The sequence below is a fragment of the Arenibacter hampyeongensis genome (assembly GCF_002909255.1).
Taxonomy (GTDB): Bacteria; Bacteroidota; Bacteroidia; order Flavobacteriales; family Flavobacteriaceae; genus Arenibacter; species Arenibacter hampyeongensis.
On sequence record NZ_PIOB01000009.1, the window covers coordinates 182,660 to 194,712 of the forward strand.

Consider the following 12,053-nt stretch of genomic DNA (forward strand, 5'->3'; position numbering starts at 1 on the left):
ACATTGGGCTAAATAAGCGTTTAATATTTATTTATTTTTTATCAGTGTATTGGTAACAATAAACTAGTTTGGGTTTTGTTCTACTTCACTCATAATTGCAACAACGCAATTATGCTAAAATTTAACCTACATTATGAGTGAAGTAAGTGAAGTAAGTGAAGTAAGTGAAGTAAATATGTTTAACAGAAAATCTATCGAGTTGAATGAATTTGATGAAAAATTAATGGATGTAATAAATCGAGACCTTAGAGATGAAGAAACAATGCCAGAATTTCAAATACAAGCGATTGAAAAAACTGCTGACGATTTATCTACTCTCTTGAAGGCATTAAAAATTAACCTAAGATTGCAAGAGAACGAAATATTTTCGCCAGAAAAAATTATTAATTACATCCAACATTATTCAGAGATATTAGTCAAAATTAGCTCGGAAAAGTTTGATCCAAAATTATTCTAAAATTTTCATTTAAGCCAACAAACATAATAGACCTCATTATTAATTTAATGAGGTTTTTTTTATACAATATATTGAAAATCAGTAGCATACCTTCATAAAGTCATGTATGTTTAGGGTATAATTACAAACCTAAATATTAATAGCATGAAAAATTCAATTAACAAAACACAGTGGTTAACAATCGTTAAAAAGGCTAAGTATATCAGAGTATCATCCATAGAGCAAAATGCCGACAGACAACGTGAAACAGATTCAAACACGGTACTATATGAAGATAAGATATCTGGTTTAATTCCATTTGACCAAAGACCAGCGGGAAGACGATTGAATAAGGATATCGAAAATGGCAAAATCAATTACGTAATTATTCATTCAGTCGATAGGCTAGGGCGGAACGTAGTTGAAATGCAGAAGCAATTAAATTGGTTTATCGAAAACGGTGTACAAATCTTTGCGGAAAATATTAGAATGGAATTGCTTAATGAAGATGGTTCAATGAATAGTATAGCCAAAATGATTATTGACCTACTTGGTTCAGTTGCAGGTTTGGAAATCGAGGCAATCAAGGAAAGACAAAATCAGGGTATAAAAATCGCTAAGGCAAAAGGTGTTTATAAGGGGCGTAAGGTCGGAGCGGTAATGGCTGATGAAGATTACCTAACTCGTCATAAAGACATCGTAGAACTCATTAATGACGGTCTATCAATGAATAAAGTATCCAAATATACCAAAAAGGCTTTTGTTACTGTGAAGAAGGTAAAATTGAGGATGCTAGAGGTGGCGAAATAGAATTTTTTAAACATTAATTTTAACATAATTAAACTCCATATAAAAGAAAAAGAATAAATTTGGCTACAGACATTACTTCATGAGTTTCACAGTTCCTAACCTTATATTTGTAATTGCCCTAGCTGTAATGACCATTTGGCTAACCTTTGAGACCACTAAAGGAGGATTAACTGATAACAGACATCATAACATATTAAAACGATTAACAACGAGAGGAAAAATTGTAGTCTTTATACTTTTAGTTATAACTGGATTACTCATATGCCAAGAATTAAATAATCAAAGGCAAAACGGAAACCAAGTACTCAAATTACAACAGGAAAGAGATTTAAGGGATAACAAAATTACAGATGGAATTAAAAATGGTGTCGATTCCATAAGTAACAAACTGTTTGACGATATTTCCACAGCTTTTAAAAAACAGGAACTTCAATTAGACACCGTTAATCAGGAGATTATCAATATTAAAAACAAACCAATAAGCAAATATATAGCTCCAGACAATCCAGTATTAAGAATTGATTCAACAGGCATATCCCTATTAAGAGAAATTGGCCCAATAAAGAAGTATAAATTAACTATTGGAGTTAAAGATGCAGGAGCAACAAATTTCGAAATTAAGGTCGGTATTCTAACCGAATACAAGGATGGGATATATAGCTATAGTATAATCAATTTTTTTCCAGACCAATTTAAAATGAACAAAAATTCTGTGTGGGAAACAGGTTTTACACAATTGCGTAGTGAGGATAGTGACAGGTTATATATTAATGTAAATGGGACCTATACTTCATTAGATGGCTTGAATAAATATGACATTAATGATTTATATATTTATGAGCAAGAATCCAGAAAGGTTATTATTCCGTTAAATCTTTTGAGAAAAAAGATTCTTGAAATTATCGACAAAATGCCCAATGATGGTTCTATGGTAAGATTTTAGATTGATACTAATATTTGCGTCGCAATCATTATAATTATTAAAAATGCTAGTTTAGTAATCAAACAATAGCTTTAACCAAAAAAGAAGTGACAAACCCAAAAGTTAGTAGATTACAAACAGTAACTTTCATTAGCGTACGCTTGGAATAATTTAAAAACTAAATGGCAGACCTAAGCTATCAAGATAAGAGATATTTAGAAAAGATGTTTGAAATGGAAGGAGGATATGTATTGGATTTTAGCAATAGAACCTTTCATGATTTTATTTACGATTCCATAAAAATAAATATTGAAGAAGATAAGTATTATAAAAATGGAGAATCAAAAGCTAGAAGATTAAGAGCTTTTTGGGATTTTGAATCTAATTATATTGTTGGACTTCTTATTGAAAATTTTTTAGAGTATTGGCTCATTCAGGTAAATATGAACGAACGCAAAACAAATGATGCCCTAGAAAGACTTCACCAAGAATGTACAAAAATCTCTATGAGGTTGAAGTCTGATATAATTGTCAGTGAAATAGATGTTATACAAGAAGTTGAAGATGACAGAGATTTCAGTTTACTTGCCAAATCTATTCGTGAGAGTATAAATAAAAATGAACCAGAAGTTGCTTTAGATAGGTTACATACCTATGTAATGAAATTTATCAGACAACTTTGTGAAAATCATAGTATAGTTATTAAAAAAGACGAATCTCTAAATGCAATTTTCGGAAAATACGTTAGGTTTATCGTAGCTAAAAATAAAATTGAATCTGAAATGACGGCAAGGATTCTAAAATATTCTATTCATGTTATTGATGCATTTAATGATATTAGAAACAATAGAAGTTTAGCACATGATAATCAGATTTTAAATTATTCCGAAAGTTTGCTTATTTTTAACAATGTGACCAATTCACTAAAGTTCATTATGTCCATTGAGGAAACTATTAATATGGAGAATAAAAAAGTAGAGAGTAAATCAGTGGATTGGGAGGATTTACCATTTTAAGATATATAAGAGCCTATGTAGTAAAGTAGAATTAGTAACCGGATATCTATTTGACCTCAGTCAATTTCTTTTCTTCGCATTAGTAATGGTGTTAATAGAACTGATAAAATCTGTAATAATGGAAAAATTGACAATGTTTATTCGTGAAGCGACCCTCGTGTGAAGAATGGAGCCTTTGCTTTGGAATAATAATAGCCGTCGAAAATTAGACTTTTTAGGACAGAGGGTTATGGGGGTTCGAGTCCCCCGCTTCACACCATTTGCATAAAAACAAAATGATTAAAGAATTCCTAGTATCTTTCGGGGACAATTTTAGAGAAAAAACCAGAAATCCGTTTTTAGGAACATATATTTTTATATGGTTTATTAGAAATTGGGAGTTGATATATTCTCTTTTCAATTTTGATAATTCATATAAATTGAAGGATAAAATTGAATTTATAAATGGCTACTATAATACCCATTCCTTCACGGAAGGTATTTTATGGAATATAGCATTGACTTTTCTAGTTCTTATAATTACCTACATAGTACTGAATATGGCTAGAGTAATTATAAATATTTCAGAAGAACAAATAAAACCTTGGGTTTATAAAAATACGGATTCCAAGTCAATTGTTCTTAAATCCATACATGAACAGGTTCGAAATGATAGAGACAAATTACAATTAAGACTTGACCAAGAAAGAGAGTCGAAGTCTAGGCTTGAAGTTCGTATCAAAAGTTTAGAAGACGAAATTTTTGAAGCTTCCAAACAAAAAAATGAAGAAGCCCAAAAAAATAAATTGGATAAAAATGGAAATGACCTTGATGAAATTGAAATTTTGCATGATGCTTTAAAAAGTGGTGATTTGCTCGATTTCTTTAGAAAGCTAGCTGTACGTATAAATAAGGCTGAATATATAGACAAAGGTGACCCTAGGGTTGACCATTTGATTTCATATGGACTTATATCTCATAAAGACCAAGCTCTGTCCGGAGGTGCAGATAGATATAATCTCACCGAAGATGGAAAAAAATTATTCAAACGAGCTAGATTTGGAATTAATCATACAGAATAAACCCGAAGCTGGAGAGATTAACAAATGCTCTTAATAATATTTTTAATGCTCTATGCGTTTTAGAGTATATCGTGCTAAGCTTAATTGCATACTAAAGTAACATCAAAACCTTTTTACTTTTTTAATGGAGTCTTTTTTGTTTCCTCCAATACCTTTACCATCATTTCAGCCTTAAACAATTCCTCCTTTAACTGCTTGTTCTCCTTTTGTAAGTCATCGGTTCTAGTTTTATCCTCAATTATTTTTACATCATATGGAGGATTGGAACTAGATATTACCGAATAGGCACTTATACCAATTGCAAAGAGTGCTACAATAATTGAAATAATAGCCCAATTGCGTGCAGAATTAGCAGATTTGACAGATTGCTGTAGTTCTTGATAATCTAAGTATTGCTTTGCTGCATTACCTTTTAAAAAAGATTTTTTACTTCTAAATGAATGGAAAAAATTAAAAAATCTTTTTTCGCCTGGGTCTGTTATTTCATCTATAACACCATACTTATTCTTTAAATATAGTATCATACCTGTCTGGTAGTCTGTATTGTGTAGGTTAACCTTGCTGTGCGATTCAAAATTTTCATTGAACCATGACATGAATGTTACTTCTGCCGAACTATTAAAAGAATAATCCAACTCTATTTGTAGTTTATCCAATAAATCAAAATAGCTAATGCCTTCCTTTTCATTAGCTAATCCGATTTCCATTGCCTTGATATATCTATTCATTTCGATTGTTATTTTTGAATATATTCATGATAGATACTTTATGGTGTCTAAATTTTTATTCTACCTCTGTCGGAAGGTCTAACCACAATCGTCTGAAAATATTCGAATCTTCATCCACCCAAATTCGTATATTTTGAATCAAATTCTTTTCCGATGATGGGGATTTACCACTTATTACATAATCAAGTTCATAGCATAAAGCTGTTTTAGACACACTTTCATATAGCTTATTAACCGAATCCAAATTTTTGAAGGTATAGCGCTGACTCGATTCATTATAGCCTAAAATGTCTTCATATTCGTCTTCTGCAGTTGGACTAAATATTTCTAAATTTTCTTTGTCATAATCGGTGCCATTTTTCAGTATTTCGGCATGACGTTTGGCTATTTTTTCAAGATAAAATTCTTTGTAATCCCTTAATGAATCTAATAAATCAAATGTTCTAGAAAGATCTTTTTGGTACATTTTAATTTCATCTTCATAGAAAAGATAAAGCTGTTTTTCTTTTTCAGATTTTCTCTCAATGGTTGGATTTTCAATATCTCCTCCATCAGTAATAACAATCTTCCGAACCTCAAAATCAATCTTACTGTTATCTAATCTCTTTTGACCACAGTTGAAAAAAAGCATTATAAAAGAGGCTAGCAATAATTTAGTCAACTTATTCATTGCTGTTATATAAGTGTTTAAAACAAATTTTATCTAATATAATTTTTTAACGGTTCTAATTGAAATTAAGATGCCCGATCAGATTTTCAGAATTTCATTATTCCAATCTTGGACTTCATTACAAATATATCATAATCTATTTGTAGAAATAATTTTTTATCTTAGAACGATTAAGAGGATGCCAAAGTGATAATTACATTTCAGATTTATTGTTAAGTATTATTGCTTTTATACCATTACTACCCACAAACATGGAAAAAACTCCTGAAAAAAAGAAGCTGAAACTACCACAACAAAATTATTCTGGACAGATTTTTAATCAACCTGTTATTGTTAATGGTGAAGTTCTGATTGACCCACTGATTACAATTCAAAGAAAACCCTTTTTTTTGGAGCGTTACGATTTTGATAAATTAACAAATGGAAATAGTGTTTTTCTAAATTTAGCCACTACACTTTTGGGTGCTGTAATTGGTCTTTTTATCAATATGTTATCTAAACTAATTGGAAGTAAAATCGACCCAAATATTACGTTCGATAATTGGGAGGTTTATGCATTTCTTTTGGCATTAGGGCTTATGATTATTTGCTACATTATACATTACTTAGTGCCTAATGAGAGAAGAAGAATAATTAAGGTTATTAAAGAACACTTTGAAAAGTCACAATATGGAATCAACAAATAAATTACCAGAAAATTATATACCATTGCATGAATTGAACGTTTGTTCAAATAAATTAATGGGTGGTGCTAAATTAATTGGAATTAATGACTTTGCACCAATATTAATAGGGGATGGGGTAATACCAAAGATTTGGATTTTTGCAAAAATTAAAGATAATATTTGGATACCATTAATTAAAGAAAGCAAAACTTCTCATCCAGAAATATTTATAATCAATGATAAAATCAATAGAGAAATTGGAATTGGAATTGCAGATACAATAGTTATAAAGGCAAAAATGACATCTGACAAAGTTTGTGAAGTTAACGCCATAGATTTACGACCAATTGGAATTGATATTCACGGAAAAGAAAATGAACTTCATATTGCTAATTCTAACTTTTCTAATAATACAGTTAAAAGTAGCGGATTTTTCGTTGGAATTTCTGAATTAGGTAGCGCAGTAAATCCTGGGCCGGGAACTATGTTAGGTATTACAAAGATGCCTCGCAGGACATTATCATAATGCGTGCAACTATAATATCTTTTTATTTTTCCCCACCGATGTTCTCAACGACTCTCCATCAATCCACTAACAAGTTTTTAGATAAGCTCCAAGATGTTCACTTTATAAAGCAATCAAAGTATAAACTTAAATTGCATCTTTAGTTTTGAGTTCCACATTTGTTAATCAATCAGAAAAAAAAGAACCCTATAGAATCTGTCGTTCTATAGAATTCTTCGAAATAAAATTACATTATGAGTGCTTTAATTTTATTTTAAACTGCTGTATTAATCCCAACTGCCAGATAACCCATAGAGGATTCTCTAACAACAGCAATGTCGGGTGTTGCAATGGTGGTGGAATAAAAATTTGAATTTTGAGAACCTACGTATGCCCTCTCTAATCCAGATAATTTTAGTCCTTGGTCCGCTCCAAACAATTCGTAAAGTCCTGTTGAACGATCTACTGCGATTGCAATTACTCTAGATTCCGCAAGGTCTTCTAAAGTAGTTCGTGTTAACGAACTTTTGCTATACACTGTAAACCCTATTGCGTGGATAAACCATGAATCACCATTTTCTTTTACCTCTGTGGTTACATTTGGAACTACTGAATAATCAGTACCTTCAAAAATGTATTGTATGGCACCCTCTTTCAACTCGATGTTTGTTAATCCACCTTCGTTTCCATTGGTGTTGTCTGCCTCGATGGTAGCTAGTGTAGCCGACTTATCGAAGTCATCATAGTTTACCAAAATTAAATCTTTGTCTACACCAATTGAGGCATTAATGGCTTCGCAATCCTTTGCTACACCACTTAAAATTACTCCTGAACAGTTATACATATATTATTATTAAATGATTAAATACCACTCATTGAGCATACTGGTGCTTAATGAATGATTGATTGTTTTTACTTGTTTACTTTGAGTGTAATGCCCTGAAATTCCTTGCAGGGTAATCTAGGTCTATCGCGAAGGTTTTAATCGCTTCCAACTTACCTGTTGAAAAACACCTTGCCATAGAACGTTTTTGAAAATTTCGAACATAATCCCCACTTTCATCGTCGCCAATCCTTCGCTTCAATTCGTTAACCTCATCGTCGGTCATATCTTTGCTAACCTGATTAACAAAATTTATCTCGATTGGTGTAAGGTTATCGTCTTGTTCCACTTGTACTGCTTGATTATCTTTCCATTGCTTCTTTCTATCGTAGCTATTGACGGTCTTTAATTCGTTCAATGCTTTTGATATTACTTTTTTTAATCTTCCGTCTGAAGTACCATTGTTTTTCATCTCGGCGTTTTTAAATATTCCTACCATTTTGTTTAAATTGTTTTATTAAAATTGTTGTTGTTAACCTTTAGGCTATGTAAGCCTTTAGGTCGTTTTGTTGGCTGTATGACGAACGTTAACCATCATATACCGCTATAGGTTTAACGTGTACTCTAAAAGGTAATAGGCTTTGTAAAATGAATGGTTGTCAACCCCTTTCCTTGTACCTCTGATTTGGGTACTTCTTCGCTGTATGAAGTATCGGTGAAGTATTTCCCATCACTCTTGAATACAATCGGACTAGCTTCATCCCTTAATTCCTCTTGCTGTTCAATTTTTTCTCTTAGGTTCTTTAGGCTCATTTCATTTCCACTTTAATACGTTCGACGAGTGCTTCGGTCTCCTTGTCATTAAGTCCGCTTAAAACACTTCTAATTGATTCTTTTTTTGACAAAACGTAGGGTAGCAAATCCAAATGCCCCTTCATTCTTTTCTCACCCATTTTTCCCAAAGCCATATCTTCTGCATACATATCGGAAGTGAAGTATGCTTCCAATGCTTTTGCAATAGATTTTCTGATAAGGACATCAGATGGTTTTTTGTAGCTATCCTTCCTCGGTCTTCCTACTCGCCTTTTTATTTGTGGTTCTTCCATAATGTTGAAATTATTTATTTATCGTTAAGTGTGGTTGTATCCAAACATTGTATCGAAATCAGTTGGAATTCATAAAAATTTTTAAAAAAGTTCGTCCAATATCCATTTTGAAATACTTTTTGCAAAATCCTTATTCGTTAAAAATCAGTTACTTATCTTATATCATTTAAAGTTCATCGTCAAAAGCCATGATTAAAAACTAGTATCGAATCCTAACTATTAATATGCGTTTAATTCAAAAAAATTCGATAAAAACTATTTGGAAAAACCTATATAAAAACCTTATACCTTACCCATGTATTGACTATACTTCCTCTACGGGATATTGTATTGGTCTTTATGGATGGTATTATTGCTTTTTGCCTTTTTTATTTTTAGCTAGGTTGAATTATTTTTTGAATTGGAAGAAGGAAGGACCTTTAATTCCTTCCTACTGTCTTCCTATGTGTTCCATTCACTTTTGCATACTGCTTGGAACTGATTTTGTTTAATTTCCTTAATCGTTTTGCATTTTTAGATATCGGAGAGATTGGATTGCTCGTCTCCCTCCGACTTACTAACTAAAAAATAACATGAATTATAGGAAATACATTTGATGCCCTATGAAAGTATCATTCTCATAGGGCTATTTGTAGCTTGTTTTAATAAGGTATAACAAAGTGGTTGGTGCACTTTGTATATATTGACCTTTGTAATTTAAAACTCGCTAATACCTATTGTTTTTCTACCCACCAATTCTCCTAATGTACTGGAAATTTATATCGCCAGTTGATACATCAATTATATTGCCTAGGTTATGGCCAAGTATTGTATTAGATACTATTTTTAATCGGATTGCTTTATGGATGATTTCCTGCAATTCCTCTGCAACTCTTTTAACCTCAACTTGCTTGGTGTTGGTGCAATAGATTGTAGTCGCATCCTTTATTTTAGTATCGATTTTTGAATTGTTTACAAACTCCCCATTAAGTACAAGGGTATCAAAACCGATTCCAATATTCATTTTTCCTAACTCCTGATTGATGGACAAACATTGTTTTGCTATGCTGTCGATATCCTGCGTGTGTTGTTCTTTAATAAATAGGCTCATGGTCGTATCCCTATTTATTTCTGGATGGGTTTTAACGAAGCTATCTACAAGGGGTTTATATATCCTATGTTGAATAGCGGATTTGGTACCTCTGTCGTACAAATCTTTTTCTACTTTGTACTGCTCGATATATTGTACTGCATCACTTACGTTAGAGATATCCAAGTTTAATACTTTCTTGCATTGGTCTATTACCGCATTGATTGAATTTAGAACCTTCCTAACTTTGGTTTCGTAATCTTTTTTACTTCTGTCGTTCTGTGTTAATGCTATTTTTTTCATCATGTTGTTTATTTTTTAGTTTCTAGATATCTATATTCTTCTTGATGATATCCATTTCTTTGGTAGAAATTGTCATTGCTCCTAACCGCTAATTTTAATTGCTTTCCAAATGTGTAACTCTCTTGTGGACTACCTATTTGTTTATCTTTTTCATAAGTTGTTAACTCATAAATGTAGGAGGTATCGTCATTTAATCTATCCCTATTTTCCATAGTGATTAAATCTCCTTTTTTGAAATTCACCTTGGATTTATATTCCTTTTTGGGTAGGGCATAGGCATTTTCTACACTCGGCTTTATGAAATCAAGTTTTTGTAGTTTACTCCAATTAGGTCGATACTGTAGTGTAAAGGATTTTCCTTGTCTAATTTTTTTTGTATCAAAATAATTTTGGTCAATCAAGGATTGTCTGTGTTTGATAAAAGTATTTTCTGATAATCCAATACCTTTATATAAATCCTCATTAAGTAGACTAACATATTCCATTTTGCAATTTTTCTTATGTAGCTCCAAGACTGTTGCTAAAATCAGTTTTTGACTTGGCGATAGATTACATAGGTTTATTGTTAAGTGATTTATGTCAAAATTTTGTTTAGGTCTTTTTTTTGTTTTCATAAAATTTGGGTTTACTAGATGTTTTCGGGCATCTTTCGTTAATCTATATTGTTTATAGGAAGTTATATTTTATAACAACTCCCATTTTTAGTAGTTTTTTGAATTCGCCTACCGTTACTCCATTTCCTATTGACAGTCTACAACTTTTCATATTGTCGAATCGCTTGCCATGGTAAATGTAATAGTGATTGCTTGTTTTTTCTTCCGTTTGTGCATTCATAGTTTTGATTGTTTTAGTGATTCATGAGAATCTGTTATTAATTATATTTGTTATAATCTTTTTTTATTCGCCTTTACACACAGTATTTTCACTTTTAAGGCAATAGCTCCAATCATCTCATTAAGCGTGTTTTAGCCTATAGAAACAATGTAAAAAATGGCTTTATGAAGATGGTAGAATAATAATATATTCCCCCCAACGGGAAGAGGGGGGAAATATCAATGGAAAAAAGGAATTGCCTGTAAACCTTACAAACAAAAAGAATATCGGGCTATGTCGAACCCGATATATATTTTAGATTTTGACCTTATAGAGAATTGATATCTCTGGTCGCTTTTCAAATTCGCTGTATATATCCCTCAATACCAAAATCACTTCTTTAACAATTGTCTTGTTATTCTTGGAGTGATCAGTAATATCGAAAAAGTCATTTACAAAAATCTGAAATGGAGGTAATGTGTTTTTATTTTCCCTTATATAGGTTTCAAGTAATGCATTACCCCTCCTTTTAGTTCTTGCTTTATTTATCGTTGTCATATTTCGTTTTTTTTAAAAATTCAAAAAAAGCACACATTCTTTCCATTAGATTGAGTTAAATTAACCCACTAAACATGCGCATTGACAAACACTGTTTTTACGAAAAATCTTTAAAAAACCAAATATTTGGACTAATACTCGTAATACAATATCGTAGAAATCCGGCTGAAAAAATTTAAGAATAAATCGCTTGATGAAGATAATTTAGGATTTTTTTAAAAACGCTCATAACCGCTTTTTTTATTAGGGATTAAAATTTTCACTACATTAAATTTAATAGTGTAAAATATTTTTAATACTTACTCTCAAGTATTGATTTTATTGATGTTTTCAAATTTCACACCATTAAAATTAATATATATTATATTACATATATATAATAATCCCAAAATTGAAATTGGGGGCATATTAATAATAGGAAAAAATAAATCGGATTAAAATAAATTTTAAAATCAAATTCTCATCAAGCAATTTTAAAAATCCGTGATTGAAGAATATTTTAAAAATACCCCTTCATAAAGTCCAATATAAAAATCGATATCCAAAATCTTGATTGCAAATTGTTTTA

At 31.2% G+C, this 12,053-nt stretch carries 16 protein-coding genes; 7 read left to right on the forward strand and 9 right to left on the reverse strand.

Annotation, left to right across the window (positions count from 1 at the left end):
• Window positions 1-133: 133 nt before the first annotated feature.
• The 5 genes from CWD91_RS18795 (at window position 134) to CWD91_RS18815 (ending at window position 4,245) form a co-directional block, all read left to right on the forward strand.
• Complete coding sequence (locus CWD91_RS18795; RefSeq protein ID WP_103442515.1) at window positions 134-457, forward strand: hypothetical protein; 324 nt, start codon at window positions 134-136, stop codon at window positions 455-457.
• A 144-nt stretch (window positions 458-601) separates the two neighbouring features.
• Entirely contained in the window at window positions 602-1,246 is a 645-nt protein-coding gene (locus CWD91_RS18800; RefSeq protein WP_103442516.1) for a recombinase family protein, read from the forward strand.
• A 79-nt stretch (window positions 1,247-1,325) separates the two neighbouring features.
• Window positions 1,326-2,189 carry a hypothetical protein gene (locus CWD91_RS18805; protein WP_103442517.1) on the forward strand — a complete coding sequence of 288 codons (864 nt, stop codon included), beginning with the start codon at window positions 1,326-1,328 and terminating at the stop codon, window positions 2,187-2,189.
• A 161-nt stretch (window positions 2,190-2,350) separates the two neighbouring features.
• Complete coding sequence (locus CWD91_RS18810; protein WP_103442518.1) at window positions 2,351-3,184, forward strand: abortive infection family protein; 834 nt, start codon at window positions 2,351-2,353, stop codon at window positions 3,182-3,184.
• Between the two features lie 275 nt (window positions 3,185-3,459).
• On the forward strand, window positions 3,460-4,245 hold the full coding sequence (locus CWD91_RS18815) for a coiled-coil domain-containing protein (RefSeq protein ID WP_103442519.1): 786 nt from the start codon (window positions 3,460-3,462) through the stop codon (window positions 4,243-4,245).
• A gap of 113 nt (window positions 4,246-4,358) precedes the next feature.
• Here the strand turns inward: CWD91_RS18815 and CWD91_RS18820 are convergent, their stop codons facing one another.
• Window positions 4,359-4,973, reverse strand: a complete 615-nt coding sequence (locus CWD91_RS18820; RefSeq protein WP_103442520.1) for a hypothetical protein — start codon at window positions 4,971-4,973, stop codon at window positions 4,359-4,361.
• A 55-nt stretch (window positions 4,974-5,028) separates the two neighbouring features.
• Window positions 5,029-5,643 (reverse strand): hypothetical protein, encoded by a 615-nt coding sequence (locus tag CWD91_RS18825; protein WP_103442521.1) that lies wholly within the window; start codon window positions 5,641-5,643, stop codon window positions 5,029-5,031.
• 251 nt (window positions 5,644-5,894) lie between these two features.
• Here CWD91_RS18825 and CWD91_RS18830 point away from each other — a divergent pair, with 251 nt between their 5' ends.
• Window positions 5,895-6,329, forward strand: coding sequence for a hypothetical protein (locus CWD91_RS18830; RefSeq protein WP_103442522.1), 435 nt, complete (start codon window positions 5,895-5,897; stop codon window positions 6,327-6,329).
• Window positions 6,313-6,834: a hypothetical protein gene (locus CWD91_RS18835; protein WP_103442523.1), complete on the forward strand. Its 522-nt coding sequence runs from the start codon at window positions 6,313-6,315 to the stop codon at window positions 6,832-6,834. Before CWD91_RS18830 ends, CWD91_RS18835 begins: the two co-directional genes overlap by 17 nt.
• Before the next feature lie 253 nt (window positions 6,835-7,087).
• Here CWD91_RS18835 and CWD91_RS18840 read toward each other — a convergent pair whose 3' ends face one another.
• From CWD91_RS18840 to CWD91_RS18870, 7 genes are all read right to left on the reverse strand, one after another.
• Window positions 7,088-7,657 (reverse strand): hypothetical protein, encoded by a 570-nt coding sequence (locus tag CWD91_RS18840; RefSeq protein WP_103442524.1) that lies wholly within the window; start codon window positions 7,655-7,657, stop codon window positions 7,088-7,090.
• Window positions 7,658-7,733: 76 nt separating this feature from the next.
• Complete coding sequence (locus CWD91_RS18845) at window positions 7,734-8,135, reverse strand: hypothetical protein (protein ID WP_103442525.1); 402 nt, start codon at window positions 8,133-8,135, stop codon at window positions 7,734-7,736.
• A gap of 125 nt (window positions 8,136-8,260) precedes the next feature.
• The gene (locus CWD91_RS18850) at window positions 8,261-8,449 is read right to left on the reverse strand and encodes a hypothetical protein (protein WP_103442526.1); all 189 of its coding nucleotides are present in this window, start codon (window positions 8,447-8,449) and stop codon (window positions 8,261-8,263) included.
• Complete coding sequence (locus tag CWD91_RS18855; protein ID WP_103442527.1) at window positions 8,446-8,742, reverse strand: hypothetical protein; 297 nt, start codon at window positions 8,740-8,742, stop codon at window positions 8,446-8,448. The genes CWD91_RS18850 and CWD91_RS18855 overlap by 4 nt, the downstream gene beginning before the upstream one ends.
• A gap of 724 nt (window positions 8,743-9,466) precedes the next feature.
• Window positions 9,467-10,117, reverse strand: a complete 651-nt coding sequence (locus CWD91_RS18860) for a hypothetical protein (RefSeq protein WP_157943839.1) — start codon at window positions 10,115-10,117, stop codon at window positions 9,467-9,469.
• 5 nt (window positions 10,118-10,122) lie between these two features.
• Entirely contained in the window at window positions 10,123-10,728 is a 606-nt protein-coding gene (locus tag CWD91_RS18865) for a hypothetical protein (protein WP_157943840.1), read from the reverse strand.
• A gap of 514 nt (window positions 10,729-11,242) precedes the next feature.
• Complete coding sequence (locus tag CWD91_RS18870) at window positions 11,243-11,485, reverse strand: hypothetical protein (protein ID WP_103442530.1); 243 nt, start codon at window positions 11,483-11,485, stop codon at window positions 11,243-11,245.
• Window positions 11,486-12,053: the final 568 nt, after the last annotated feature.

Coding starts and splice junctions, on each gene's coding strand:
- CWD91_RS18795 (WP_103442515.1), top strand. CDS start 134: ATGAGTGAAGTAAGTGAAGTAAGTGAAGTAAGTGAAGTAAATATGTTT.
- CWD91_RS18800 (WP_103442516.1), top strand. CDS start 602: ATGAAAAATTCAATTAACAAAACACAGTGGTTAACAATCGTTAAAAAG.
- CWD91_RS18805 (WP_103442517.1), top strand. CDS start 1,326: ATGAGTTTCACAGTTCCTAACCTTATATTTGTAATTGCCCTAGCTGTA.
- CWD91_RS18810 (WP_103442518.1), top strand. CDS start 2,351: ATGGCAGACCTAAGCTATCAAGATAAGAGATATTTAGAAAAGATGTTT.
- CWD91_RS18815 (WP_103442519.1), top strand. CDS start 3,460: ATGATTAAAGAATTCCTAGTATCTTTCGGGGACAATTTTAGAGAAAAA.
- CWD91_RS18820 (WP_103442520.1), bottom strand. CDS start 4,973: ATGAATAGATATATCAAGGCAATGGAAATCGGATTAGCTAATGAAAAG.
- CWD91_RS18825 (WP_103442521.1), bottom strand. CDS start 5,643: ATGAATAAGTTGACTAAATTATTGCTAGCCTCTTTTATAATGCTTTTT.
- CWD91_RS18830 (WP_103442522.1), top strand. CDS start 5,895: ATGGAAAAAACTCCTGAAAAAAAGAAGCTGAAACTACCACAACAAAAT.
- CWD91_RS18835 (WP_103442523.1), top strand. CDS start 6,313: ATGGAATCAACAAATAAATTACCAGAAAATTATATACCATTGCATGAA.
- CWD91_RS18840 (WP_103442524.1), bottom strand. CDS start 7,657: ATGTATAACTGTTCAGGAGTAATTTTAAGTGGTGTAGCAAAGGATTGC.
- CWD91_RS18845 (WP_103442525.1), bottom strand. CDS start 8,135: ATGGTAGGAATATTTAAAAACGCCGAGATGAAAAACAATGGTACTTCA.
- CWD91_RS18850 (WP_103442526.1), bottom strand. CDS start 8,449: ATGAGCCTAAAGAACCTAAGAGAAAAAATTGAACAGCAAGAGGAATTA.
- CWD91_RS18855 (WP_103442527.1), bottom strand. CDS start 8,742: ATGGAAGAACCACAAATAAAAAGGCGAGTAGGAAGACCGAGGAAGGAT.
- CWD91_RS18860 (WP_157943839.1), bottom strand. CDS start 10,117: ATGATGAAAAAAATAGCATTAACACAGAACGACAGAAGTAAAAAAGAT.
- CWD91_RS18865 (WP_157943840.1), bottom strand. CDS start 10,728: ATGAAAACAAAAAAAAGACCTAAACAAAATTTTGACATAAATCACTTA.
- CWD91_RS18870 (WP_103442530.1), bottom strand. CDS start 11,485: ATGACAACGATAAATAAAGCAAGAACTAAAAGGAGGGGTAATGCATTA.